Origin of the sequence: Gilliamella sp. BG2, from assembly GCF_046635645.1 — a bacterium.
Lineage (GTDB): Bacteria > Pseudomonadota > Gammaproteobacteria > Enterobacterales > Orbaceae > Gilliamella > Gilliamella bombi.
The window spans coordinates 84,368-110,130 of record NZ_JBIDFF010000007.1 but is presented as its reverse complement, the minus strand read 5'-3'; the positions used below and the strand labels follow the sequence as shown (position 1 = coordinate 110,130).

Genomic DNA, 25,763 nt, shown 5'->3' with positions numbered 1-25,763 from the left:
AAACACAACAACCAACTTAGAAAGGGTGCACTACTTGCTACTTTAAATGGTAATAGCATTGCTGCGCTGGCTGGCTTAGGGCATGTCAATGGTAATGACCGTAGTAATAAGGAAAACTTAAATTAGTTCCTAAAATTGATAAAACTTTTAAACCTAGCAAACTTTATCCAGCTACGAAAGTATTCAAATTATTTCATTATGGAAGACAGGATCTGACACGAGCATATAAACAAATGAGTAAATTATTCTTAACTTTAGAAATAGTCGGCGATAGTATATCATTATTTAAAATTTATAACAAAACTAAAAATATAATGGTTAAAGATGATAATAGTGATAATGCGGATCTATTTATTGCTCATCCAGAAGAAATTACTAATACAGAAGAAGTTATAGAAAACTGTTCACTTGTAATCCGTATTACTGGGAGTGAATCTGATACTGATAATCAGCCTAATTATTGGTTATGTAAGCGCATAGATGGTACTGAATATTTAAAATATTACGATGGACATATTCAAGAAAAGGAATAGCATACATGATTATATTAATCTATATTGCATATTATTTTTTATCTCTTTTGCCTATTATATTTTCTTATCGATTCAGAAAATATACAATAAGCGATTATCATTATAATAAGCAATTGAATTGGAAAAAACGAGGGGGTGCTAATTTTCAATTATATCGCTTTAATTTTTCAGGTAATAGTTGCAGGTGAACTAAAAAGTAAATTAAAAAGCCTAGATAATTCTATTTTAGGTTATGAGCCTATTTTAGTTTCAGCATACATATTTCTTATTGTTTATGCATTCTTTTCTATATCATGGTTAGAAAGTCCTAAATCTTATATAAAAAAGAAAAAATTTAAATAAAAAATGATTCAAGGTGAAAGAAGGAATTGTTAAACGTGGTTATTTTGATTTATATTTTATCTTGTTTCTATTCTACCCATTTTGGTTACTATTCGTTATAGGGGATATAGTAGAATAGATTATATGGCAAATAAGCGTTTAAGATGGGAAAGGCGAATAATGTTATTTTTGTGTGTTATTATTGGATTTACTCATATTTTTATTCTTTGCGCTAACAAAACTATCATTAGTTATTCCTCTGAATATAAACCATTAGTTTTTTCTGCATTTGCGTTTTTTCTCTTTTATTCATTCTTTCCTTTATCATGGTTAACCGAAAAAATATAACCGTCTAAAATAGGATAGCAAAAGAGTAAAAAATTCTCCATGATAAAAGTATAATAAGAATAGCTGAACACTAAATCGTATCTATATTAAAAGAAACGGAAAAGACCCCATGAAGCATTAAATAATACGATATCCATTGAATATTAGACACGAAAACAAGCAGCATAATTTACTACGTGAATCGTGTATTAAGTTTGGGCTATTTATAAAAATTACGATAATAGATCTGTAACTCATTAAAGAATAAAAATCATGATAGCCAGAATAGAACTCAATCAACTCGAAAAACGCATTAAAGACTACTTATTGACTTTTTTACTTTTTAAATGATGCATTGTTTAGTGAACTTGCTTATGACTATCGAAATAACCAAACTTATTAAGTATATTTTATTTCTACAAATCATCACCCAAAAAACCGTCAAAAATCACTTTGATTTTATTTATGTTTTTGTCTTTATGTTTGTACGTTAAATAAAAAGTGAAAGTTTAATAAAACTTACCTACATCTAAATAACAATAATTAACTCCGCTAACAACAGTTAATATTACAAATAAAGCTAGCAATCTTATACTATTTATGGTATAAAACGCGCGCTACATTTCACATTATTTTTTTGCAAAAGTAATGATGGATAAAAGCATTAAATTTAATGATTAATTAACGTTATAACACACACATATCATTACACTTTTCCGGGGTGCCTTTTACTTTATGTATAGGTCGGATAGAGCGGATATGTGGAGGCATAACCCCAACGTCAAAATGAGGAAATCATGACTACAGTATCAATGCGCGATATGTTACAAGCGGGTGTACACTTTGGACACCAAACTCGTTATTGGAACCCAAAAATGAAACCATTTATTTTTGGTGCACGCAATAAAGTTCATATTATCAATCTTGAAAAAACAGTACCACTGTTTAACGAAGCATTAGCTGAATTAAACAAGATTGCCGCTCGTAAAGGTAAAATTTTATTTGTTGGTACAAAACGTGCAGCTAGCGAAGCAATTAAACAAGCTGCTGAAAGCTGTGGACAATACTACGTTAATCACCGTTGGTTAGGTGGTATGTTGACTAACTGGAAAACAGTACGTCAATCAATCAAACGTCTAAAAGATTTAGAAACACAAGCTAGTGATGGTACATTCGATAAATTAACCAAAAAAGAAGCACTAATGCGTGCTCGTGAAATGGCTAAATTAGAAAATAGCTTGGGTGGAATTAAAAATATGGGTGGCTTACCTGATGTGATCTTTGTTATTGGTGCAGACCACGAACATATCGCTATCAAAGAAGCTAACAACTTAGGTATTCCAGTCATTGCTATTGTTGATACTAACTCAGATCCTGATGGTATTGATTACGTTGTTCCAGGTAATGATGATGCGATTCGTGCAATTCAATTATATGCAAATGCAGTTGCTGAAGCAGTACGTTCTGGTCGTGAACAAAACCAATCTCCAGTATCTGAAGAAAGCTTCGTAGAAGAAGCGCCAGCAGCAGAGTAATAAACTCAAATATTTTCAGGGTCGATAATAATATCGACCCATTCTAATGAAAATCATCACAATGGTTAAATAGAGGATTAAAAAATGGCTGAAGTTACCGCTTCTATGGTAAAAGAACTGCGCGAAAGAACTGGCGCAGGTATGATGGAATGTAAAAAAGCATTAGTTGAAGCAAACGGTGATATCGAACTTGCAATTGACAACATGCGTAAATCAGGTCAAGCAAAAGCAGCTAAAAAAGCAGGTCGTGTTGCGGCTGAAGGTGTTATTATTTCTAAAATCTCTGCGGATAAAAAATTTGGCGTAATATTAGAAGTAAACTGCGAAACAGACTTTGTTGCTAAAGATGCAGGATTCTTAGCATTTAGTGATAAAGTTGCAGAGGCGGCATTAACAGAACGCATTAGCGATATTGCTGCATTACAAGCTAAATTTGAAGAAGAGCGCACAGCTTTAGTTGCTAAAATTGGTGAAAACATCGGTATTCGTCGTGTTGCTGAAATTGCTGGTGACGTAGTAGGTAGTTACCAACACGGTGCTCGTATTGGTGTATTAGTTGCTGCAAACGGTGCTGACGATGAATTAGTTAAACACATCGCAATGCACATTGCTGCAAGCAAACCAGAGTACGTTGATCCAAGTGACGTACCTGCTGACGTGGTTGAACATGAACGTAACATTCAAATTGATATCGCAATGCAATCAGGTAAACCACGTGAAATCGCTGAAAAAATGGTTGAAGGCCGTATGCGTAAATTCACTGGTGAAGTATCACTAACTGGTCAACCATTTGTAATGGAACCTTCAAAAACTGTTGGCGACTTATTAAAAGAAAAGAGCGCAGCAGTTACTTCATTCATTCGTTTTGAAGTGGGTGAAGGTATTGAAAAAGTCGAAGTTGACTTCGCAGCAGAAGTTGCAGCAATATCAAAACAATCTTAATTGTTTTATAAAACCGCCGTTAAGGCGGTTTTGTTTATCTACAAAATATTTTAAAATTACTGCTAGATAGGAGCCCTAGCTCCTTATTTTATTAAATAACGAAACAGTGAGACATCATATGGTAACCCCTTTTTATAAACGTATTCTTCTTAAACTCAGTGGTGAAGCACTACAAGGTGACGAAGGTTTTGGTATTGATGCAACCGTTCTTGATCGTATGGCTCAAGAAATAAAAGAGCTTATTGAAATGAATGTTGAAGTTGCTGTTGTTATTGGGGGTGGTAATCTATTTCGTGGCGCAGGGCTTGCTAAAGCGGGAATGAACCGAGTAGTTGGTGATCACATGGGCATGCTTGCAACTGTCATGAATGGACTTGCGATGCGAGATGCATTGCACCGAATAGAAGTAAACGCTCGCCTAATGTCAGCCATTCCATTAAATGGCGTGTGCGATGACTATCGTTGGACTGAAGCAATTAGCTTGCTTCGTCATGGTAAAGTCGTTATCCTTTCTGCTGGAACTGGTAATCCTTTTTTCACAACCGATTCAGCAGCATGCTTACGAGGTATTGAAATTGGTGCAGATGTTGTCTTAAAAGCGACCAAAGTAGATGGTGTTTACTCTGCCGATCCTGTTAAAGATCCAACAGCAACACTTTATAAAACACTAAGCTATGAAAAAGTGCTTACAGATGAGCTTAAAGTAATGGATTTAGCGGCATTCACATTAGCAAGGGATCATAATTTACCAATTTGTGTCTTTAATATGAATAAACCTGGAGCGTTGCGTCGTGTTATATTAGGTGAACAAGAAGGGACATTAATTAATAACAAAGCAACAGTAACCAGTTAATTATCTTTATTTTAAATAAGGCTTTTATTATGTTAAACGAGATTCAAAAAGAAGCGCAAACGCGCATGGAAAAAAGTATTGATGCGTTTCAAAATCATATTTCTAAAGTAAGAACGGGTCGCGCATCACCAAGCTTATTAGATGGTATTATGGTTGAATATTATGGTAGTCCAACGCCATTACGCCAACTAGCTAACATCGTTGCTGAAGATGCAAGAACGCTAGCGATTACTGTATTTGACAAATCACTTACGCCACTAATTGAAAAAGCAATCTTAACATCAGATTTAGGACTTAACCCAGCATCAGCAGGTACCGTTATTCGCGTTCCATTACCGCCACTAACCGAAGAACGCCGTCGAGACTTAACCAAAATTGTCCGTAACGAAGCAGAACAAGGTCGAGTATCGATCCGTAATATTCGCCGTGATGCCAACGACCAAATCAAAGCATTACTAAAAGATAAAGAAATATCTGAAGATGATGAACGTAAAGCACAAGATTTAATCCAAAAAGCGACAGATGCCGCAATTAAAAAATTAGATACAGTGCTTGCCGATAAAGAAAAGGAACTAATGGAATTCTAATTTTTATCTTCTTTTTTCTCTTTTCTTCCAAACGCTTTGTTTTATAAAGCAGAGCGTTTTTCCTTGATTTTAAAAATCGGTCAGTAAATGAATTGATTTTATTTATTTTTTAATCTAATTTTCATCCAAAACAGCCCCCTAAAACAGTCATCCAAAACCGAACTCCAAAAAAACATCCCACAGCACCAACATCCGCCGTTACCTCACTACGCACAATTATTTACAAAAAAGTCCGCCAAAAAACTAGCCAACTATTTTATAAATGGTTATACTTTTATCGCTGTAGGAAAACAAGCTTATTAAATAAGCGAATAATTATAAAAATTCAAATAAAACAAAATATTACTTGACACGAGGAACGTAATGCATTATCATTTTAGGCACAAGCACTGGCAAACCTATGTCTTAAATTTATCAAATAATCCTATTCGACGAGTTTTTACACAAAACTTATTTATACCTTCCAAATTATCTCTCAACGAATTATCGAAATTATCGCTCAAATCACCTAAAACAGCTTTGCTAGTATCAGTACTGTTATTATTGTCATTGTCATGGAATGTACAGGCGAATGGCAAAAAGTATCGAGCGGGTAATCGTAGTGATGCAATAATATTACTATCCGAACCATTACCAGCGGAGCCAGTTATGCCAGTTATCAAATGTAAGGCCGAATCTATATCAGGGTGAGGGAAAACACGCAGGCCCTGCTAACATATGGAATCCTAAAAAGGGCTTTTTAGTTCAATCAACCAATCCAGGATCATATAACCTCAATTTTCCAACTACAGGTGCGGATAATTTATATTTTGATTTACTCATTACAGGAATAGATGTAAGAGAATTGACATGGGCACCTGTCACGCATGAGGGAATTACTGCAAGCGTGATAAATGTTGTACCTAATGATTACTGGATTCCTTATGAAGATAGGGGACAAGTTGTAGCACGTGTTAAGCTAACAGGTCCAGAGGCAAGAAATCAAAGGTTCAGACCTGGCCGAATAGTTAGGCCAAGGTTACCGCAGACGTTTGAGTTAGTGGGTAGAGATAAAGATGGTTATGAGTTAGTAAAATATGGATTTGTGTTGAAGAAGTGGTTCATCAGTAGTGGGGCCGTAAGAAGATATTATAATGAACAATCTGGATGGTGTAGAGGTTTGGGTTATCACATGCCGGGGACAAGTGATTTAACCAATGCGAAGTGTGGTGTAAGAGGAGATCATTTTTTCCCATGTATAAAAATAAAAGTGGGTAGAGATTATATCATAATGAACGATGGCGCCAAGCCATCGTCAGGACATGGGGAATACCAACGTCAAATAGGCGCTGGATTTTTCACGGAGTGGGGCAGCATGAACAGCTACGCTGATGCGGGTTTCATCGGCAGCGGCTACTGGTTAGGTGGCAGCCGATCAGGTGATAATATGATGCTCGCTGTTAGCTCGAGCAAAGGCTACGTCTATAGGCACAGTGATAACTTCGGCGGTAACGATGGTCTTTGCTTAAGTGGTGGTTAATTAATCCTTATGGCGCGGAAGGTGGTTATGGTGTCTGAAAGAACAATATAAAAAAGAATAAAGCCCCAGTATAAGTTTGGAGCAAACCCCTTAGGGTTGAGCAGTTGCGGTAAAGCCACAATCGCGCCCCCCCGCCACCAACGCTGAAAGCGTGGCTGGCGGGGGCACAAGGACAAGCAAATAAACAAAGAGGAGTCATGCAATGGAAATTAAACAAAAATTAGCATTAAGTGACAACCCGATTCATTTTTTGAGAGAAGGACTTTTTTAAAGACATACAACCAATCGTTTTATGTGATAAATCAATTATTAGGATTCAACATAAAACCAATAATCAAACACATAAAAAAACTCGACCAAATGTGCGAGCGCATCAACGTAGCTCAGATGTAGAAACTTAGCATTCACATCAGATAGGAAAAAGCTGTGGGGCAACTCAGCTAAAATCCACTTTGCTGTTGATAGTGGTGGTCTACCTTAATAATTCACTTAAAAAAACATTTAGTTAGCAATACAACAAGCTTTAGAAAAATGGACTATGCCAAAACTAGAAAAATACAATGAGTCGGTTTATTATAAAATTTTGTGACAAAATTAATTATCACCTTTAATGGGCAAATATACAAATTTAGTATGGATTTATAAAGGGATATATTCTGAATCAGCAAATATTTGCAGATTCACCATATAGAGAATAAAATTTTAGGCGATTTATTAACTTTTATAATATGGTTAAAACGCATCATGAATTTTTAAAGAGTTATTTTAATTATGAAGTGTAAACAATCCAGAGGTTTCTTAGCTGTAAGTTTATTTATTCTACAAAAGGAGCAATTTAAATAGATGAAACAAGTCGGAAAGAAGAAAATGATTTTCTTTTTTAGTCCTGATCATTATCTATCTCAGTGGTATCCTTGTCATTTTGTTATTAATGAAATAGCATTTACTAGTGCAGAACAATGGATGATGTATTCTAAAGCGTTGTTATTTAAAGATATAGAGAGTGCCAATGCTATTCTATCTATTCCGTCATCTAAAATGCAAAAAAAGCTGGGGCAAACTGTGCGTAATTTTGATGAAAATATATGGAATAAGCATAAAAAAGAGATTGTTTTTGAGGGTAATTATGCAAAATTTTCTCAAAATGATGAGCTTAAAAAATATCTATTATCAACCAAAGATAAAGTATTAGCAGAAGCAAGCCCTTATGATAAGATTTGGGGAATTGGTTTAAGTATTGATGACGAAATGAGATTTAATATGACTAAATGGCGCGGCAAAAATTTACTTGGTGAAGTTTTAATGCAAGTAAGGAAGGCATTAAAAGCGTAATTCTAAATAACTATTAATCATCTATTTTTATACTGAAACACATAGTTACCTGAAACTTTTTGACAAAACTATCAATCTTTTTATCAACTTTTTTGTTTATGGCGCTAACATAGATTAGCTTTTTGTTAAAAATATCCCAAGCCAAATCCAACCACTAAAATAATAAGCGTTGAATATTTTTGTTGGGATATTTTATTAATTGTTATAAAAAATAAACAATTATTTCTGCTTTGAAAAGCTTAGCAACTGAATTTTAAAAATATCACTCAGTAGCCACAGTAAAACGTTGCTTAATATGCTTGGCTTTTTCTGCTTCATCAATCATGGCAATAGCATAATCGGCATAACTGATTTGGCTTTTTCCTTGGCTGTTAAATAACACCTCTTCACCGCCCAAGATATAATGCCCAGTTCTTTCCCCATCAGCATTAAACTCAATGGCTGGGCTTAAATAAGTCCATTGTACATCTTCACATTTTTTAAGCTCATCAAGTGCTTTTGCCATATTGATTGCTAATGGTTTAAATTCATCAGGAAAATCAGGTGTATCAACCAAACGAATTGAATGTTGTGGATTAACGTATAAACTTCCTGCACCACCAACAACTAATAGGCGATTAACTTTACCGCTCAAGATATCGGTTAAATGTTTTAAACTGGTTTGATGCAATGGCAGTGATTCAAGTGTCCATGTGCCAAATGCATCAATAATCACATCAAAGGGTTTTAAATCAGTATAGGTTAATTCGAACAGATCTTTAATTAGCACATTTGCTTTGGGATCGAGCGGTTGACTCGCTTTGCGCACTATTGCGGTAACATCATGCCCTCGTGAAATCGCCTCTTTGACTAAAAGTTGCCCTGTTTTACCACTCGCACCAATGACTGCTATTTTCATACTTTACTCCTTTTAATCGTTTAAGGATTAACATGATATAAGAATGGTTTTATATTAGTCTTTAACGTTTCTACTGTAAAGTAGGTACCAAATAGTGCTATAGTAACTTTTTTGAAACTATTGTTGAATTTTAAGGATTAATGATTAAATTAAATAATGATTTGCCTATTTGCCCTGTTGAAATAACATTAATGTTAATAGGTGATAAGTGGAAAGTTTTAATTGTGCGAGACCTGCTTACGGGAACCAAGCGCTTTGGTGAACTAAAAAAATCGCTGACTGGTATATCACAAAAAGTTTTAACTCAGCACCTGCGAGCTATGGAAAAAAATGGGTTATTAACCCGCAAAGTGTATGCCGAGGTTCCCCCCAGAGTTGAATATACATTAACCGAGGTTGGACAAAGTCTAAAACAGGTGCATGATGCCATGTTAGAGTGGGGAAAGGCCTACAAATTAAAAGCGGATGAGTCACCTTTTCCTCATCCGTCAATCAATCATAATTAACTATCAAATTCTTCGCAGCCAAAATAAAACTCATCTGAGTTGGCATTTTTGTCACGACCGATAAGAATGATACTAGGAAAATGATTTTCTTCTGTGATTGGGGCTGTATATTGATAATATTGTCCTATATCACCCCAAGACATTTCTTCTTTTAAATGGGCAGGGATTGGGATTGCCCCCATTGCTTTGGCAAATGTATCTATATCACCTTTGGCAACAGCATAAAAATATGAACCGCTATCGCCTTGGTATTTAATTTGCGATACAGTCGTATTCATTATTTCCAGCGGTTTGGCAAAGTGATACTCTAAATTAATCAGCCCATCATCTTCTAAGTTTTTTATGGTAATGTTTTGTTGGTTAAGTTGTTTAACCACTTTTGCATCACGACCATCAATTGGAGCAACCTTGCATAATAAAGCCGCTTTAAATTGTGCTTCAATTGTATTATTTGTTTCGGTCGCTAATGCATATCCTGAGAAACCCAAAATGAGCAGTGAACTGCATAAAAATTTGTATGACACCTTTATTTTTTTCCTTTTTAAGGCTTTGTTTAAATTATTTACTATTGTTACAAAAAATAACTGCATTAGATAGTATTTGTCAGAATTTAGTTAAATAAAATTATTTTAATATCAATGGGTAAATGGTCAATTTTATATTAAATCTTAATATAGCTATTAGTTAACAAAACTTATTTACCAACTGGTATAAATAATCTCAAATCGCTATTTTTTATAAAATAGATTAGTATGATTTTATTGATTTTTGTTGGCTAAATTATTATGAGTATATCTTCAAACAACTTAACCATTAAAGATATTGCAAAGCTTTGTTCGGTAAGTAAATCTACCGTGTCTCGAGTGATTAATCATGATCCTATGGTTAAAGAAGCTACGCGTAATAAAGTTTTGGCAATCATTGAACAGTATCACTTTACGCCGTCTAAATCGGCAAGAGCGATGCGTGGTTATGGGAATAAAGTGATTGGGATTATTGTAACTCGCCTTGATTCTCTTTCTGAAAATCAAGCTGTTCAAAGTATGTTGCCTATTTTTTATCGGCATGGTTATGATCCTATCATTATGGAAAGCCAATTTAGTACAGCCAAAGTCAAAGAATATTTATCCATGCTTAAAGGTAAACAAGCTGATGGCGTAGTTATCTTTGCATTTACTGGACTAGAGCAGTCATTATTATCCACCTGGCAAAATAGTAGTGTAGTAATCGCAAGAAAATTCCAAGATCATACTTGTATTTGTTATGATGATATTGGTGCAGTTAGATTATTGCTTGCTCATTTATATCAATCGCAACAACATCAAAATATTGGTTATATCGGTATTGAGCAACAAGACCAAACTACTGGCGCATTGCGTTATCAAGCCTATTTGGATTTTTGCCAGCAATATCAACTTAGCCCCAATGCGGTTTTAGGTCAATTAAGTTATCGTTCAGGTTATGATCTTGCCCAGTTGGTGTTAACTAAAAATCCATCGGCTATCGTTTGTGCAACTGATGGTATTGCATTAGGATTAAATAAGTATTTACACGAAAAACAGCTTGAACATATTACCGTAGCTAGCATTGGTAATAGTGAGCTACTGAGTTTTCTTTTTCCTAAGACTTGTGCAGTTGAACTCGGTTTTGATCAAGCAGGTAGTTGTGCGGCTCAAGAGTTACTTAATATGTTACAAAATCAGTTTGAACTGAAAAGTATCACTATTCCTTGCCATTTAATAAGCTAACCAGTAGTTATTTTTATTTAATTTGTGCTTATTTTGCTCTAATTTGTGATATTAATCACAAAAAAGGGAACGTTCCCATTTATTAATTTATCAATTCAATCTATGCTTAATCTATATTCAAAATAGCCAGATTATTAGTGAAATAAAAAGGCTAATTCTAATTTAAAGGAGACCTTTTATGGCTAAAAATTCCCAATTAACTAGCCAATCGATAATGCAATTAATCGAGTTGATTGGTGGGAAAGAAAATATTGCCAGTGTCACTCACTGTTTAACAAGATTGAGGTTTGCCTTAGTTGATCCTAAGCTAGCTGATGTCCAAGCTATAGAAGAACTGCCTTTTGTGAAAGGTTGTTTTAATAATGCTGGACAGTTTCAAGTTATCATTGGTACCAATGTTGATAGTTATTACAAAGCATTGATCCAGCAATTAAATTTAGATGAAGCAAGCAAAGAGCAAACTAAAGTAGCAGCTAAAAAGAATATGTCTTTTTTTGAAAGGTTTATTTCTAACTTAGCGGAAATTTTTGTGCCATTATTACCAGCTTTAATCGCTGGTGGTTTATTACTTGGGTTACGTAATATTATTGGTGAAATGCCAACTATTGATGATAAGCCGCTGATACAAACCTATCATTGGCTAGCGCCAATTTACAGTATACTTTGGTTACCTTGCGAGGCGATTTTCCACTTTTTACCAGTTGCCATTTGTTGGTCTACCGTGAAAAAGATGGGAGGATCGCCAATTTTAGGTATTGTTTTAGGCATCACTTTGGTTTCACCACAATTGATGAACGCTTATGACCTTGGCAGTAAAATACCTGATGTTTGGGATTTTGGTTGGTTTAGTATCGAAAAAGTCGGCTATCAAGCGCAGGTGATTCCGTCTATTTTTGCAGGTTTAGCGTTGGGTTGGATCGAAACACGATTACGCAAAATTGTACCTGATTACTTGAATCTAGTGATTGTGCCGATTGTTGCGCTTCTTGTTTCTGTGTTTTTAGCACATTTCCTTTTAGGTCCAATTGGAAGAATGTTAGGTAATGGTATTGCTTTTATTGTTAAATATTTAATGACTGGTGATTATGCCTTTATTGGCGCTGCTGTTTTTGGTTTCTTTTATTCACCATTGGTTATTACTGGTATTCACCATACAACCCTTGCAATTGACTTACAAATGACTGAAAGCATGGGCGGTACGCCGATTTGGCCAATTATTGCTTTATCTAATATTGCTCAAGCTTCGGCTGTTGTGGGTATTATTTTAGTTAGTAAAAAACATAATGAGCGTGAAGTGTCGGTTCCTGCTGCCATATCAGGTTATCTTGGGGTAACCGAGCCTGCTATGTATGGTATTAATTTGCGCTATAAATTCCCGATGCTGTGCGCCATGGTTGGTTCAGCTTTAGCCGGGTTAATTTGTGGTTTATTTGGTGTGTTATCTAATGGTATTGGGGTTGGCGGTTTGCCGGGTATTTTATCGATAAAGCCGATATATTGGTCGATTTATGCTTTGGCGATGATTGTGGCAATTGTGGTTCCGATTGTTTTAACTTCGATCGTTTATAAAATTAAACTTAAAAAAGGTACGTTAGATATTCGTTAAACACGAGCTAATAACCATTAACCGTTCTTGTTATTGAGCGGTTAATTTATGAAAAATAAATAATAAAGAGCAAGCAATGAATAAAATCGATATCCCTTGGTGGCAAAATGGTACTATTTACCAGATCTATCCAAAAAGTTTCCAAGCTAGTGGCGCTGGTTCGACGGGTGATTTATTAGGTATTATTAGCCGATTAGACTATCTTGAAAATTTAGGGGTTAGTGCTATTTGGTTAACGCCGATTTATCCATCCCCACAAATTGATAACGGTTATGATGTGTCGGATTATTATGATATAGATCCGAGCTATGGCTCAATGGCTGATTTCGAACTACTGGTTAAACAAGCGCACGAGCGTGGTATTCGCATTATGATGGATATGGTGTTTAATCATACTTCAACACAGCACCCATGGTTTAAATCAGCCTTAGATAAGTCAAGTCCTTATCGCTCATTTTATATTTGGAAAGACGCTAAAGCCGATGGCTCAGAGCCTAACAATTGGCGGTCAAAATTTGGCGGTAAAGCATGGCAATGGCATGAACAATCAAAACAGTATTATTTGCACTTATTTGCTAAACAGCAAGCCGATCTTAATTGGGAAAATCCAACTGTTCGTCAAGAAATCAAAAAAGTATGTCAATTTTGGGCTGATAAAGGCGTTGATGCATTAAGGCTTGATGTGATTAATTTAGTTTCAAAACAGCAAGATTTTCTGGATGATGAAAATGGCGATGGTCGTCGATTTTATACCGATGGTCCAAAAATTCATGAATTTTTACAAGAGATCAGTCGTGATGTTTTTCAACCCAACCAACTTAAAACAGTTGGCGAAATGTCATCCACCACATTAGAAAACTGCCAAAAATATGCTAGCTTAGATGGTAAAGAATTGACCATGACGTTTAACTTTCATCATCTAAAAATCGATTATCCAAACGGTGATAAATGGACGCTGGCTAAACCTGATTTACTTGAACTCAAAAAAATCCTTGGCTATTGGCAAACAGGCATGCAAGATAAGGCTTGGAATGCAATTTTTTGGTGTAATCATGATCAACCTCGTATCGTTTCACGCCTTGGTGATGAAAACCAATATCACAAACAATCTGCCAAAATGTTAGCCATGCTGCTGTATGGTTTACAAGGCACACCTTATCTTTATCAAGGTGAAGAAATCGGTATGACTAATCCTCATTTTACTGATATTTCACAATATAAAGATGTTGAAAGTCTTAACATTTATCAAGAAAAAATAGCTGATGGTATACCTAAAGCGGAAATTTTAGCAATCCTTGCTAGCAAATCCAGAGACAATAGCCGAACACCAATGCAATGGGATAATTCAGCCAATGCTGGCTTTACTAAAGGTAAGCCTTGGATTGAGGTGGCAAACAATTATCCACAAATTAATGTCAAAGCGGCACTTGATGATCCTGATTCGATATTTTATTGCTATCAAACCTTAATTAAATTACGCAAAACATACCCGATTTTTATTTTTGGTGATTATCAAGATTTAACGCCAGATATTGCTGATTATTGGTGCTATATCAGGCGGTGGCATAATCAAAAATTACTAGTGATAGCAAATCTGACCGATAAAACACTGACATGGTCATTACCTAATTCGTTACAACTCTTGAATTGGCAACAATTATTTAGCAATTATCAAGATAACCATCGGCTAGGCTCTGAAATAAGATTAAGACCTTATGAAGCCATATATTGGTTGCAACAGGCGGATTAAGCAAGCGATATGGGCAATCTATAAAAAGATTGTCCATTTTAATGTACGATAATTGTCCCATTTTAAAGCCAACCAGTTGATCGATTTAATTAAAATATCTTTTAAAAAATAGCCTAAAAGTTATAATATTTTGCTTAAAAAATGGGTAAATAAAAAATTAAAGAGGAATGAGGATGGAAGACAAAACGATTTTATTAATGAATCAGTATTTAGATAGAGATTATAGTGTTTTTCCAATGGCTGAAGATAAAATAGTATTGCAAGATATTCGCAATATTGAAAATAGTTTGGCAATTAAATTTCCTGATGAATATGTTGCTCATTTACTTGGTGAAGATTGTGATGCTATTCCCCATAGAGGCATTTATATTGAAGTAAAAGAGGAGATTTGGCGTCGTCCTCAAGCAATGGCCGTGGGACCTTTTTGGACATTTTTATATGGTTTTCATACTTATACAGCCTCTAAATTAAGTGCTGATTGGATGAGGCTTGATTTTATTGGCCATCAATTTATGCAGGAAACAGGGCTTAAAGCAATCCCAATCTTGAAAATTATTAATGATGCTGATATGTATTGTGTTAATGAATTTAGTGATATTGTAAAATTTAATCACGAAATGAATGTTTTGGAACCAACAAATATGGATTTTTGGCAGGTTTTGGAATTTGAATTAAAAGAGCTAAAAGAAAGAAAAGAAACCAAAAAATCTAAATTAAAATAATTTCATACTTAAATTAGAGTATCACAAGGAAGTGAAATAAATTAACATAATGACATGTATTGTAAATAACTCATTGAATTATTTTTATAATTCAATCATGAACTGTTATTGTTTTGCGATATCATTAGTGGTTATATAATAATTCACGCATTTTTACTAACTGTGCAATCGCTTTAGTAAAATTAGGTGTTTCTGGCAACATTGAAGTGATTGATGCGGTTTCAATTTTGCTTAACAATGTTTCTGCGATATTCATAATCTCATCATAGCTTAATTGACCATTTTTAATGGCAAGCAGTTCATCACGATTAGCGCATTTATTGGTAATGGTGCCTTTAGTCATTATTTCATGCGCCACTTGCAATAAACGAATAGTATGCATCATATTTTTAGCATCAAAATCATTACCACTTTTAATATTACTTTGATAACGCTGCTCATTTCGCTTTTCAACCCATTGCCAGTAAGCCTTATAATCACGACAATGCGATGAAAAACCATCACGATTAAAACTTAAGTAAGCATTTACTGTGGTGCCTACTTTCACCGACGACAAGCAAAGTTCGGTCGAATCATCATTTTGAATAATGCCATGATAGCCACAATCCCCCGAGGCATCATAAAAAAGTGCATATAAATCTCGACTATGTGGAATATTCACCAAACCACATAAATGTTGCTCAAAACGCTTTTCACTTAACCAATTAGTGAGGGGATAAGCATGCTGCCCTTGAATAATATAACAAAAATCAAGAACCGTTTTACGTTTTACCTCAATGGGATTATTGATTTTTTTATTCAATCCTTTAGCTTTTTTAATTTGTGACATAGCATAGTGAGCAAAGGTTTGTTTAGTTTGTTGGGATAAAAATAGATCAAGGGTTAACTGCTGCATGATTGGATGCTGATAAACAATACAGCTTGGATCCGAGGCTAACACTTCTAAAATATTCGGGTTGTTTTTCAGTAACAGTTCCACAAATCGCCCTAATTCATAATAAACAATATCATTAGTTTCATTATTAATTTGTGGAATATAATCCAATCCATAAAACTTATTTTTAGGTAGATAAAAAACTCCTTTAATATCGGTATCTGATGTTTCAGTAGCCAAACCAAATGCACGGCTACCGCTGATCACTTCAAATAAGATTAAGTTTTGTGCTTTTAAATCGTCGATTGTCATTTAGTTTTCCTTGTCTTATTTTAAGCTCATTAATGTTTGTATAAAAAAATAATCTAACTTATCAGCCTTAAAATGTTGTTCGTCTATAGCCTGTAAACTTTCTTTAATCTCAATCATGGATTGTTCAATAAACAATAAGATTTTTGGATCGATAGTGATAGGTGTTGATTCAGTCATGGTTGCTTTTAAGGCAATAATATCATTGATTTGTTGGCTTAAATCATCAGGTAATAGTGTCAATAATGGCGTAATGGCCATGGGGGCGATTTGCTGTTTTTCTAAACACCATTTGGCACTTAATAAAGGTCTTAATACATAAAACAGTTTTTTGATACCGATCTGCTGCCCTTCACTGCTTTGTAAGGCGCTTTTAGCAATCCCTAAATAGTGATGAATATTGCCACGAGCATTAAAAAAATCAGCACAAAGTTGCCATAATTGGTTAGCAATTGGTGCATTTTGTTGATAAATAATGGGTGATTGCAACCATTCAAACGGGGTAGTATTTGATTTGCGGATCAATTGTAAAGTTTTTTTTAAATCCCAACCATGCAAATCCAGCTCATCATCAATAGGAAAAGTTAAATGTGAAGCAGGGTTATCAATGGCTAAGTATTTCTCAAAACGATGCACATAAATAAAACGCACATCATAATCACTATTCGGCGATGGAAACCCCCACGCCCGACTGCCTGATTCGCAAGCGTAAAGTATATGGATATTATGTTGTTGTGCTAATTCTGCTAACTTTTGTTTTATGCGGTTTTGCATTGCAACTATTCCTTTAGGTTATTTATTTTACTTTATATCTGAATTTTTAACGCATTTAAAGTCTTTTGCCTATTACCATTAACAAATCATTGAGCATGATGATTTAGATCTAAAATGCGATTTGCCTGCAGGTAAAAACGTGTCACCTGTGTGAATGTCTAACCATGTTTGACGGTAACGTTGATATCGCTTTACTTGACAATAGTTAGCCAATGTCACATATCTTTTATCCTCCATCAGATCAATAAAATAGAGTTGCTATTTGGTTAATTAATGCAATATAATCAAGCACATATTTAAATAAGAAACAGAGGCATCATTATGCGTAAGTGGCAACCAAAAGTCCTATTTTTGTTGGTGTAAAAATGACATATATAACAATTTAACCAATAAAGTAGAAAAAATAGTCAGCAAGATGTCGAAGCTAATTTATTTACTACAAAGATGGACAATTTCACACAGCTAGGTACACATTTTGCATGAATATGGTCTACAAGAACTTTATCGGTTACCTAGCTCTTTGAAAGAAGCGGTAAAAGAGATTGAAGATAAAAAAGGGCAAACTAATGAAAATAATTAATTTATTAATTATCGTATTGTTTAACTTTATAGGTGCCTATCTAAGTTACCAATGGTGTTATCGAATGATTATCGCAAAACATCGCACACCAGAATTATATTATTTGATATGTTATGGTTTGTGTTATTTCTGTTTTATTCTGATTTCAATCTTTCTTTTAAATAAAATAAAACAACCGATAGTTTTAGTGATTTGCGCAGTGCCAATTAGTTTTATCATTACCTTAATGTCTCCAATTTTATTTATGTTAATTGTGGAAGATACTAATAAATTGATTTTTAATCTAAATTTTATTATGGAGATGTTAGGTGTCACATCAATGATAACCCTTAATTTTATAATATATCCAGCAATTTTATTATGCTGCCATTATTCTATTGGTGGGATACAAAAAATATCAAGTAAGCTTACTTTGAAGCAATAATTAATTGCCGAAATCAGCCAGAAAATCGCCAAACTATTTTATACTGTGGAACTCATCTGATTGGATTGTCATCCTGTATTTCTTGTCTTATTTTAAGCTCATCAATGTTTGTATGTTGTCCTTTACTGCTTTAATATCGGAATTTTTTAACGCTTTTAAGGTTTTTAAAGCCCTTTGCCTATTACCATTAAAAAATGATTGAACATAATGAGTTATGATTGAAACGGTATAGACTCCTGAATATTTTTTACAACCTCATTAATTATTACTATGACTTAGATCTAAAATGCGACTTACCAGTCGGTAAAAATGTGGTACCTGCTTGAACGTCTAACCATATTTGACGGCAACGTTGGCGTCGCTTTATTTGACAATAGTTAGCCAATACTAAAAATCCTTGTAATTCCATTATTCCCAAAAAATAACGCTGCCACTTAGCGGCGGTATCGGTATTAATTCCCAATTGCTGGTTAATGGTTTTAAATGTTTCACCTTGTAGCAATAAATCAATAAAAGGCAACCACCGTTCACAATGAGATAACTTATCAAGATAATACTTTTTGAGTGGATTAAACGTTCGGCGACAAGTTCGGCAACGAAAATTAAGACGGTGCCCAATGCGAACTGTGCTTAGCGATCCACAATAATCGCAAGGCATATCTGACGTATCAAGTAGCTCGGCCAGCCATGACTTAAATGTCTGAGCTTGTCGAGACACTTCTGCCGGCATCGATTGTATAAGGTTAAGTACCGCTTGATAAAGATCAGGCTCATACTGCGCTAGCCACTGACGAATAATGTTATCTCGCCTTTGAGCAGCTCGAGGTGAAAGGTTAAATTTATTGGCAATCAAGCTATGTGGCAGAGCAATTAATGTCATGGGCGCAATATCAATCAGTAATGCGACAGGCTTAAGGCGTCGACATAATGGACTTGTTGCGATTAACACTGGCACTCGTTGCAAAAATCGCTCAGCAGCAGAATGCTGCTCGTTGGGTAAAATAGAGTGATACATTGTTAACCCCCCTTTGAAACGGTATAGACTCCTGAATATTTTTTACAAATAATATAACCTAAAAACTGAACAGGTGGAATTATTTGATTAACCACTGCCCTGCATAAACAGAATATGCTATATTATTTTTTGTGTGATTTTACAAGGCGATAAGATGGATATTAAACTAACCAAACATGACAAACGCTATATTGAAAGCACGGACGACGTGTACAGTATTATGCAGCGTGTGTTATTGCGTGAAAACAAAATCGACCAAGAAAAGGAACATCTTTGGATCATTGGGATGAATCAAGCCGGTTATATCCTGTATATTGAACTAATTGCGCTTGGATCGTATAAATCGGTCAACATTGAACCAATGAACGTGTTTCGTGTGGCGGTGATGAAAAACGCCTCTTGCGTGATTTTGGTGCATAACCACCCGTCCGGATCGCTGCTCCCCTCAGCGGCCGATAAAGACATCACCGATCGCTTAATTCAAGTTGCCCATATTTTAAATATCGAGCTTACCGACCACTTAATTATCACCCCAAAAACCTATATCAGCTTTCGCAGCATCAAACTTATGGAAGAACTCGAACAAAGCCTGAAATATGTTCCGACTTACCAAGTGGTTGAACGCATCCGTAAACAAGAAAAACAAATTGCGAAAGAGAAGTTGGCAGTTGAGAGGGATAAGACCAAAACAGCTCAGCAGAAAGCAAAAGCAGAGCAAGCTCGTCGAGAAGAAGCAGAACAAAAGATTGCTTCTGCAATCCAATTTCTAAGTGAAAAAGAAATTCCAACAGAACAAATAGCTTCAATTTTAGATATAGAAGTTAAAGAAGTTAAAAAAGTTATTAAAAATAAAACAGTTAAAGTTAAAGAATAAAGAACGATCAAAAATGCGAGCTAGCTCGCATTCTTTCTGTTGTTAATTTGAGTTTTATAAACTAGTTTGTAATTCAAATTTATTTTTTTAATTTATGAAACCATCATTTTGTTTTCGCCAACGAGCTCTAACATAATTGTTATAATTATAAATTTTGTTTTGTAAGTTTTGCTCTTTCTCACTTAATTCATTTTTGGCACCATTATTATTGTTTAAAACACCTAAATTATCTACATGATCAGTGACAATAATTTGAATTAAAATATCGCCATTGTCGTCTTTATGATTTTCGCAAAATGTAATGAGTTCTTTGAATATATTTTTTACGGAAGATAAATCATCCTTTATTTTATCTCTTTTCATTTTTGATACTAAATTTTCAGGATTAAAGTTTTCTGCATCATCATCTTGAAAATTAGGAAAATACACTTGTGTTGGTTGATCTAAAAATAAAATAGGGGGAATTTTACATTTTTTATTGGTAGCAAATAAGGAATGTAAGGATAAAAACAAAGATAAATGGGAATAAAGCCAATTAGCACCACTCCCCATAGAACGCAGATATGTTTCACCTCTTTTCTTATCTTTATGATATAAATCAAAAGATTCTAGTTTAAAATGTAAGTTGATGGGGCAATATGATTTTTCAAAATCAAAGTTTTCACCTATTTGATTCATCATATTATTAATTTTATTCTGTAAATTGTTTAAAGTTCTTTTAAGTTTATATTCTTGATCAATTGCTTTTTCTAATTTATCTCGTTCAGTTTTAAGATTTTCAATCTCCTTTTGCATATCCATTTTATTTTTTGACTCCATATCTTCTAGCATAATTTTAAATCGTAATTTAAGTTCTTCTGCTAATTGTGAAATTGGTGTCTTATTTTGCAAATTTTCAGTTTGTTCAGCTAATTTTTTTAAATTAGTTTCTATTTTTTTAAATTCAATATTTTTATTTTTTATTTCCTTTTCTATTAGATTCTTTTCTTCACTTAGGGACTTAGCTAGATAAGGTGTTGCTTGTAACTCTTTGTTTAGCCAATTGATAGCATCAGTTAATTTATGTGCTTCAGAAAGCATTGGGTTTATTTCAGATTGACAAAATGGGCATTGGCATATTTGTATACCAACATCTTGAATAAGATTTATTGATGATGAATTTTTAGTAAAATCAACTATATAATTAATAGAAGAATCAATTGTATTTTTTTTATTTATCAATTCTCTTTTTTGAGCAAAGCATTGACTATATGCTCCATCTAGTTCTTTTTTTCTAATTTCATAATCAGAATTTGTTAGATCTATTTTTATAGTGTTTTGTTTTAATAATTGTAATGCTTTTTCTGGTTTATTATAGATTTCATCAATTTCAGTTTTTAATAAGTCAGTCCCTGTTAGTGTATGGTAATCATTTAGAATTTGCTTTAATTTAGCTTTTATACCAAATTCATTATTTACTTCTCTTCTTAATAATTTTTCTTTTGTTTTTATTAATTCATCAAGTTGGCTTATCTTTTGCTTTTTATAAAAATAGTCTTGATCAACAATACCCATAAAAATTTTGAAATGTTCTATAGCTTGTTCTCTTTTTTCCTTTTGATCAAAACGATAAAAAATAGCATGCTTGTTTGCGATTAAGTTTTGATGTTGTAAACAAAATGACATAAAACTACGACTTGATGGGGTAGCACTTTTTTTTAAGTATTCAACTTTTGCTAGATCTTCATCCACACTAGTAAAATCAATATCAAAGTGTCTATTTAATCTGATTTTAAAATCTTTCAAGGGATAGAAAAAATTTTCATCAAAAAAGTTAGATTTGATGTTAGTTAATGATTCTATCTCTTCTACATTAGTTAATTCCTTTATAAAACAATGTTTTGATTCAGGTCTTCTAGCTAAAACTAGTATATAGTCACAAAATTGCAATACAACATAATACATTGCTGCATTATCAGTAATAATACCAGTAGGCACCGTATAATCACTACTACCAAAGCAATAATCAAAAATTTCTATAAGGGCACTTTTACCGGTTGATGAGCTACCTGTAATAATATTTAATCCAGGAGTTAATTTAACAAAATGACTATTTTCATTATTATCTAATACTGCAATAAGTTTTATATAACATTTCATAGTTTAACTATTCCAAGTTGTCTATATATACTGGGTATATCATGGGATTTGAAGATTATTGAAGCTAGATTTTGAGCTGATTTTATTTCTACTTCAAGTTTTGATGGCATCGAATCATCTTTACAATATTCAATCGATAAATCATCACAAAGTTTTAAATATTGCTTACTGATTAAATCATTCACAATCTGATTTGTCGTTGTTTTAAATTCATTTACTCTCTGGTATAAACCAAGAATATTATCTTGGTAATTGCAAAATGTTCTTAAATTACTAGTAGAGCGAGCTTTTGATAAAAATTTTTGAGATGGTGGATATAAAACCAAAGGTAGGACTAAATAACTAAGTAAAATATTTTTAGGGCTATTTGGTAATGCTTTATAAAATGCCCCAACTACAGGAGCTAAGATAATTGGGCTTCTTGTTAAGGTGATATAGTAATATATTCTATCTTTTTTCATCTTCTTAGCTTCCAGTGAATATTATCATTATCGTCATCAGCTAGAATATGATATACGCCATTCCTGAAATCACTCGGTGTGTTTGTATATGGACATAACAACTGAGGATCTTCACCCATTAAGTGATCATAAAAGCATTGGGAAGAGATAACTATATCATGATCAGCATTTAATTTTAATTCAGCGCATTTTTCTCTATACTTTGAATTATGTTTTCTTTTTAATTGGTTCTGATATTCTAAATAATACTCATAACTTTTTTGAAGCCCTTTCAACTCCTTCCAAATTATTGTATTAGCATATAGATAGTCATTAATTGCCTCTGTAAGAACTTCGTGGTGAGATATTTCATTAATTTTTTTTATAAATAATTTATCTACGTATTTTGTATGATCTAAATCTGCTGATTTTTTTATTTTAGGAAATATATGTTGCCCATTTTGATATAAAGAGTTTATTTTTCGAACTTCTTCGGTGAATTGGCTGTTCGTTATTTCCCAACCATCTTGTACTTGGGCGGATATTAGAAAACCGATTAATGCTTGAATAAATAATTGTTGATTTTCTGATGGTATTCCTCTTGCATATTTCCTTACCATTTCTGACCATTTTTTTTCATAATTAGGAGCATCAGAAACAATAACTATTTTAGGGATAATCTCTTTTAATTCAGCATCTTTTTTATTAAATATTTCTCGTTGAATAGCTAATACTTCACTGGGTTTATAGTGCGTTTTTTTAACTTTTTTTTGTTGAAATCTGTTTTCAGCCGAAATCCAAAGCTCGTATAAATCAGAATATCTTTTTTCGACATTTGATGATTCCCATTGATTAAAAATACTCTTTAAGCCTATACTTTGAGTTGTACTTAATATTAGCGATTTATAATAATGATGTTCAAAACGTTTATCTAACCAGTTTTTTATGGTATTCCAAAAAGCAATGTTATTATCAGATAAAGGTTTTGCTAGATGTTTTACCTCTATTTGTGAATCATGAGATATTGTTACATCACCGTATTTTTCTATCCAGAGCTTTTGGTCTTGATCTAGAGAATATGCTATATCTAAAGCAATAAGCAATTGGTATGAAATAGCTTTTGTTGAATCAACTGCAGAATTAGGTAATTTATTATTTTCCATTATTTACAACTGCCCTGAACTATGCCATTTTTTTTCAAAAATTTTAACATAACATTACGATATGTAAAACCATATAATTTAAAACAATTGCATAATGCTATATAATTATTTCATTTATAAATATTATAATTAAGATCAATTATCTACATAATTAACAAATGAGACGAGGTCAACCTTTTCCTTTTAGCAATGATACAATTAACCTCACATTTTACCCCATAACCCACACCACCAACCGTCATTAATATACAATTCCGCCCCCCCATTTGGGGCGGTCATAACTGCGTCGATATTTTTATGTTTGTTAGCACGTAAATAGAATATTTAACTATTGTGCGAAGCAAGTAGCGTTACTAACCTTTTTTTAATTTCATCATTAGGTTCATTTGCAATAAGCCCTTGCAGGGCAAGCGTTATTTTATCTGTCCAACATTGTCGATCCCAAGCTTCAATGGCATTTAATGCCATGTTTCGGTTGCGTATTACTGGGCTGTTTAGACCAATTAATATAAGATCTTCACCCATACTCGGAAATCGATTGAGCTCTTGTAAAATAGCATCCAATGCACGGTGTGCTTTATATTTGATGCCAAATGCAGATTCTAGCGCTGGCCCAGTTGCGATTTTTGTAAAGTCATATTGTTGCCTAGCTAACTGTATAACTTGTTGTACTCTTTGTATATCATCGGCTTGCATTAAATAATACCACTGTTCACCCTGATGATTTTTTTGATATGCAAAACGCGCATCCCATGCATCAAATCCAAATTGCGTGTAAAGATCAGCAGCTAGGCAAAATTTACTGCTATCATCATTCATTAAATCATGTTCAATTAATGCTAACCATTTATCTTGATGGATAAACTCATTCGCTTTTTCAATAATTGCGTTTTTTATTTTTTCATTCCAATTAGGATAGCTTTCATTAAGTTGGTTGCTAACAAAATCACGTATAGTCAGTACTGTTCGTAAAGGGGGGAGTTCAGCTAATGAGGGTAGTTTTAGTAAATGTTTTAAATAATTTAAACAAACAATAGCACCTTCCTCATAACAATGCATATCTTCGGCTGGTCCGCCCATGATGAGTGCCTCTAAAATTTCACCCGCAGATTCTAATAAAGGTAAATCAACATAATCTTGTTCTAAAACCTGATTTAATTCACCTGTGGTTGCGCAAGTATAAGCAAGATATTCGTTCATAACGCTATTTTGATAACCCGCTCTTAATAACCAATCTTTAGTAGTTGATGATAATTGATATTCGGCCAATCGTTCAACAATATGGATCCTACCCCAACCATCCACTTTTTTAGCTAAAGTAACTAAGGCATTTTCGACTTGTTCGGGTGATGATAAGGTGTTTTGTAATGCAACTGCTGAATATAAGGTAAACTCTTCATGCATGCCTAATAATAAAAATAAGTCTGTTTGTTCGGTAGTAAAACATCCTAATACAGCAATACTAAACTTAATGATTTCACGATCAGGGCTATTTGTTGCTAACCAATAGGTAAATTCATATAACTTATCAAAATCAATGTCAATTTTTGGTATTGCATCACTTAAATCATCAATAAAACTTAAAGTACCTTCCGTATTTATTAAGGTGTAAAGTTTTTCGATATCGTGTTTATTGGGTTGTGTTGATATTGTGATTAGTAACGTTAAAATTTCTTCAACACATGTGTGTTCCGATGATGCGCCATGATGATTGCTAACCCCATCCATCGCCCCTGCTGCCCATTTTAATTTTGTATCATCAGATGATTCATCAGGAAGTGTTTGGGCTATTTCAGGCAGTTTTTCTGCATGTTGATAAGGCAGTAAAAATTGATAAATACTGATTTTATTGTTATCCCATACCATTGGAAATGGTTGAGTCGTCGCCATATTTGAGGGTTCTGTCGTTGAATTTTGAGTAGTTTCTTTCATCGTTAATCCTTTAAATATTTTATTGTTAGAATGATTAATTAGTTATTTAAATCAAATTGA

At 33.7% G+C, this 25,763-nt stretch carries 24 protein-coding genes; 14 read left to right on the top strand and 10 right to left on the bottom strand.

Going from position 1 to position 25,763, the window contains the following annotated elements:
- Positions 1-314: 314 nt before the first annotated feature.
- The 8 genes from ACGH6Q_RS04760 (at position 315) to ACGH6Q_RS04725 (ending at position 7,949) form a co-directional block, all read left to right on the top strand.
- Complete coding sequence (locus tag ACGH6Q_RS04760; RefSeq protein ID WP_411592130.1) at positions 315-533, top strand: hypothetical protein; 219 nt, start codon at positions 315-317, stop codon at positions 531-533.
- A 1,445-nt stretch (positions 534-1,978) separates the two neighbouring features.
- Entirely contained in the window at positions 1,979-2,716 is a 738-nt protein-coding gene (rpsB, locus tag ACGH6Q_RS04755; protein ID WP_034947534.1) for a 30S ribosomal protein S2, read from the top strand.
- 84 nt (positions 2,717-2,800) lie between these two features.
- Positions 2,801-3,658 (top strand): translation elongation factor Ts, encoded by an 858-nt coding sequence (tsf, locus tag ACGH6Q_RS04750; protein WP_065590774.1) that lies wholly within the window; start codon positions 2,801-2,803, stop codon positions 3,656-3,658.
- Positions 3,659-3,776: 118 nt separating this feature from the next.
- A complete protein-coding gene (gene pyrH / locus ACGH6Q_RS04745; protein WP_034911998.1) occupies positions 3,777-4,511 on the top strand; it encodes a UMP kinase in 735 nt (244 codons plus the stop codon).
- Between the two features lie 29 nt (positions 4,512-4,540).
- The gene (frr, locus tag ACGH6Q_RS04740; RefSeq protein ID WP_065560532.1) at positions 4,541-5,098 is read left to right on the top strand and encodes a ribosome recycling factor; all 558 of its coding nucleotides are present in this window, start codon (positions 4,541-4,543) and stop codon (positions 5,096-5,098) included.
- Positions 5,099-5,461: 363 nt separating this feature from the next.
- A complete protein-coding gene (locus ACGH6Q_RS04735) occupies positions 5,462-5,788 on the top strand; it encodes a hypothetical protein (protein WP_411592129.1) in 327 nt (108 codons plus the stop codon).
- Between the two features lie 154 nt (positions 5,789-5,942).
- Positions 5,943-6,617, top strand: coding sequence for a hypothetical protein (locus ACGH6Q_RS04730; RefSeq protein ID WP_411592127.1), 675 nt, complete (start codon positions 5,943-5,945; stop codon positions 6,615-6,617).
- Positions 6,618-7,460: 843 nt separating this feature from the next.
- A complete protein-coding gene (locus ACGH6Q_RS04725) occupies positions 7,461-7,949 on the top strand; it encodes an NADAR family protein (RefSeq protein ID WP_296300555.1) in 489 nt (162 codons plus the stop codon).
- Between the two features lie 262 nt (positions 7,950-8,211).
- Here the strand turns inward: ACGH6Q_RS04725 and ACGH6Q_RS04720 are convergent, their stop codons facing one another.
- A complete protein-coding gene (locus ACGH6Q_RS04720; protein ID WP_296300556.1) occupies positions 8,212-8,847 on the bottom strand; it encodes an NAD(P)-dependent oxidoreductase in 636 nt (211 codons plus the stop codon).
- 140 nt (positions 8,848-8,987) lie between these two features.
- On the opposite strand from ACGH6Q_RS04720, the gene ACGH6Q_RS04715 reads away from it, so the two are divergent.
- The gene (locus ACGH6Q_RS04715; RefSeq protein ID WP_411578409.1) at positions 8,988-9,353 is read left to right on the top strand and encodes a winged helix-turn-helix transcriptional regulator; all 366 of its coding nucleotides are present in this window, start codon (positions 8,988-8,990) and stop codon (positions 9,351-9,353) included.
- Here ACGH6Q_RS04715 and ACGH6Q_RS04710 read toward each other — a convergent pair.
- Positions 9,350-9,877: a hypothetical protein gene (locus ACGH6Q_RS04710; RefSeq protein ID WP_143422114.1), complete on the bottom strand. Its 528-nt coding sequence runs from the start codon at positions 9,875-9,877 to the stop codon at positions 9,350-9,352. The two genes, ACGH6Q_RS04715 and ACGH6Q_RS04710, sit on opposite strands and share 4 nt — an antisense overlap.
- A 261-nt stretch (positions 9,878-10,138) precedes the next feature.
- On the opposite strand from ACGH6Q_RS04710, the gene treR reads away from it, so the two are divergent.
- From treR to ACGH6Q_RS04690, 4 genes are all read left to right on the top strand, one after another.
- The gene (gene treR, locus ACGH6Q_RS04705; protein WP_174799295.1) at positions 10,139-11,101 is read left to right on the top strand and encodes a trehalose operon repressor TreR; all 963 of its coding nucleotides are present in this window, start codon (positions 10,139-10,141) and stop codon (positions 11,099-11,101) included.
- Between the two features lie 178 nt (positions 11,102-11,279).
- Positions 11,280-12,707 carry a PTS trehalose transporter subunit IIBC gene (treB, locus tag ACGH6Q_RS04700; protein WP_085165870.1) on the top strand — a complete coding sequence of 476 codons (1,428 nt, stop codon included), beginning with the start codon at positions 11,280-11,282 and terminating at the stop codon, positions 12,705-12,707.
- Between the two features lie 76 nt (positions 12,708-12,783).
- On the top strand, positions 12,784-14,457 hold the full coding sequence (gene treC / locus ACGH6Q_RS04695) for an alpha,alpha-phosphotrehalase (protein WP_411592125.1): 1,674 nt from the start codon (positions 12,784-12,786) through the stop codon (positions 14,455-14,457).
- Between the two features lie 173 nt (positions 14,458-14,630).
- Positions 14,631-15,179, top strand: a complete 549-nt coding sequence (locus ACGH6Q_RS04690; protein ID WP_296302270.1) for a hypothetical protein — start codon at positions 14,631-14,633, stop codon at positions 15,177-15,179.
- A 124-nt stretch (positions 15,180-15,303) separates the two neighbouring features.
- Here the strand turns inward: ACGH6Q_RS04690 and ACGH6Q_RS04685 are convergent, their stop codons facing one another.
- The 4 genes from ACGH6Q_RS04685 to ACGH6Q_RS04670 all read right to left on the bottom strand — a co-directional run bounded on the left by ACGH6Q_RS04685 (position 15,304) and on the right by ACGH6Q_RS04670 (position 19,155).
- Positions 15,304-16,365 carry a DNA polymerase beta superfamily protein gene (locus tag ACGH6Q_RS04685; protein ID WP_411592122.1) on the bottom strand — a complete coding sequence of 354 codons (1,062 nt, stop codon included), beginning with the start codon at positions 16,363-16,365 and terminating at the stop codon, positions 15,304-15,306.
- 15 nt (positions 16,366-16,380) lie between these two features.
- Entirely contained in the window at positions 16,381-17,136 is a 756-nt protein-coding gene (locus ACGH6Q_RS04680) for a DNA polymerase beta superfamily protein (protein ID WP_085165866.1), read from the bottom strand.
- A 78-nt stretch (positions 17,137-17,214) separates the two neighbouring features.
- The gene (locus ACGH6Q_RS04675) at positions 17,215-17,355 is read right to left on the bottom strand and encodes a hypothetical protein (RefSeq protein WP_296317585.1); all 141 of its coding nucleotides are present in this window, start codon (positions 17,353-17,355) and stop codon (positions 17,215-17,217) included.
- Between the two features lie 1,053 nt (positions 17,356-18,408).
- Complete coding sequence (locus ACGH6Q_RS04670; protein ID WP_411592119.1) at positions 18,409-19,155, bottom strand: transposase; 747 nt, start codon at positions 19,153-19,155, stop codon at positions 18,409-18,411.
- A gap of 154 nt (positions 19,156-19,309) precedes the next feature.
- Between ACGH6Q_RS04670 and ACGH6Q_RS04665 the strand changes: the two genes are divergently transcribed.
- Positions 19,310-20,029, top strand: a complete 720-nt coding sequence (locus ACGH6Q_RS04665; protein WP_411592117.1) for a JAB domain-containing protein — start codon at positions 19,310-19,312, stop codon at positions 20,027-20,029.
- Positions 20,030-20,116: 87 nt separating this feature from the next.
- Here ACGH6Q_RS04665 and ACGH6Q_RS04660 read toward each other — a convergent pair whose 3' ends face one another.
- The 4 genes from ACGH6Q_RS04660 to ACGH6Q_RS04645 form a co-directional block, all read right to left on the bottom strand.
- Positions 20,117-22,168, bottom strand: a complete 2,052-nt coding sequence (locus ACGH6Q_RS04660; RefSeq protein ID WP_411592116.1) for a DUF3732 domain-containing protein — start codon at positions 22,166-22,168, stop codon at positions 20,117-20,119.
- On the bottom strand, positions 22,165-22,629 hold the full coding sequence (locus ACGH6Q_RS04655; RefSeq protein WP_411592114.1) for a three component ABC system middle component: 465 nt from the start codon (positions 22,627-22,629) through the stop codon (positions 22,165-22,167). Before ACGH6Q_RS04655 ends, ACGH6Q_RS04660 begins: the two co-directional genes overlap by 4 nt.
- Positions 22,626-23,771 (bottom strand): hypothetical protein, encoded by a 1,146-nt coding sequence (locus ACGH6Q_RS04650; protein ID WP_411592112.1) that lies wholly within the window; start codon positions 23,769-23,771, stop codon positions 22,626-22,628. Before ACGH6Q_RS04650 ends, ACGH6Q_RS04655 begins: the two co-directional genes overlap by 4 nt.
- Positions 23,772-24,095: 324 nt before the next feature.
- Positions 24,096-25,703 carry a hypothetical protein gene (locus ACGH6Q_RS04645; protein WP_411592111.1) on the bottom strand — a complete coding sequence of 536 codons (1,608 nt, stop codon included), beginning with the start codon at positions 25,701-25,703 and terminating at the stop codon, positions 24,096-24,098.
- Positions 25,704-25,763: the final 60 nt, after the last annotated feature.

Coding starts and splice junctions, on each gene's coding strand:
- ACGH6Q_RS04760 (WP_411592130.1), top strand. CDS start 315: ATGGTTAAAGATGATAATAGTGATAATGCGGATCTATTTATTGCTCAT.
- rpsB (WP_034947534.1), top strand. CDS start 1,979: ATGACTACAGTATCAATGCGCGATATGTTACAAGCGGGTGTACACTTT.
- tsf (WP_065590774.1), top strand. CDS start 2,801: ATGGCTGAAGTTACCGCTTCTATGGTAAAAGAACTGCGCGAAAGAACT.
- pyrH (WP_034911998.1), top strand. CDS start 3,777: ATGGTAACCCCTTTTTATAAACGTATTCTTCTTAAACTCAGTGGTGAA.
- frr (WP_065560532.1), top strand. CDS start 4,541: ATGTTAAACGAGATTCAAAAAGAAGCGCAAACGCGCATGGAAAAAAGT.
- ACGH6Q_RS04735 (WP_411592129.1), top strand. CDS start 5,462: ATGCATTATCATTTTAGGCACAAGCACTGGCAAACCTATGTCTTAAAT.
- ACGH6Q_RS04725 (WP_296300555.1), top strand. CDS start 7,461: ATGAAACAAGTCGGAAAGAAGAAAATGATTTTCTTTTTTAGTCCTGAT.
- ACGH6Q_RS04720 (WP_296300556.1), bottom strand. CDS start 8,847: ATGAAAATAGCAGTCATTGGTGCGAGTGGTAAAACAGGGCAACTTTTA.
- ACGH6Q_RS04715 (WP_411578409.1), top strand. CDS start 8,988: ATGATTAAATTAAATAATGATTTGCCTATTTGCCCTGTTGAAATAACA.
- treR (WP_174799295.1), top strand. CDS start 10,139: ATGAGTATATCTTCAAACAACTTAACCATTAAAGATATTGCAAAGCTT.
- treB (WP_085165870.1), top strand. CDS start 11,280: ATGGCTAAAAATTCCCAATTAACTAGCCAATCGATAATGCAATTAATC.
- treC (WP_411592125.1), top strand. CDS start 12,784: ATGAATAAAATCGATATCCCTTGGTGGCAAAATGGTACTATTTACCAG.
- ACGH6Q_RS04690 (WP_296302270.1), top strand. CDS start 14,631: ATGGAAGACAAAACGATTTTATTAATGAATCAGTATTTAGATAGAGAT.
- ACGH6Q_RS04685 (WP_411592122.1), bottom strand. CDS start 16,365: ATGACAATCGACGATTTAAAAGCACAAAACTTAATCTTATTTGAAGTG.
- ACGH6Q_RS04680 (WP_085165866.1), bottom strand. CDS start 17,136: ATGCAAAACCGCATAAAACAAAAGTTAGCAGAATTAGCACAACAACAT.
- ACGH6Q_RS04670 (WP_411592119.1), bottom strand. CDS start 19,155: ATGTATCACTCTATTTTACCCAACGAGCAGCATTCTGCTGCTGAGCGA.
- ACGH6Q_RS04665 (WP_411592117.1), top strand. CDS start 19,310: ATGGATATTAAACTAACCAAACATGACAAACGCTATATTGAAAGCACG.
- ACGH6Q_RS04660 (WP_411592116.1), bottom strand. CDS start 22,168: ATGAAATGTTATATAAAACTTATTGCAGTATTAGATAATAATGAAAAT.
- ACGH6Q_RS04655 (WP_411592114.1), bottom strand. CDS start 22,629: ATGAAAAAAGATAGAATATATTACTATATCACCTTAACAAGAAGCCCA.
- ACGH6Q_RS04650 (WP_411592112.1), bottom strand. CDS start 23,771: ATGGAAAATAATAAATTACCTAATTCTGCAGTTGATTCAACAAAAGCT.
- ACGH6Q_RS04645 (WP_411592111.1), bottom strand. CDS start 25,703: ATGAAAGAAACTACTCAAAATTCAACGACAGAACCCTCAAATATGGCG.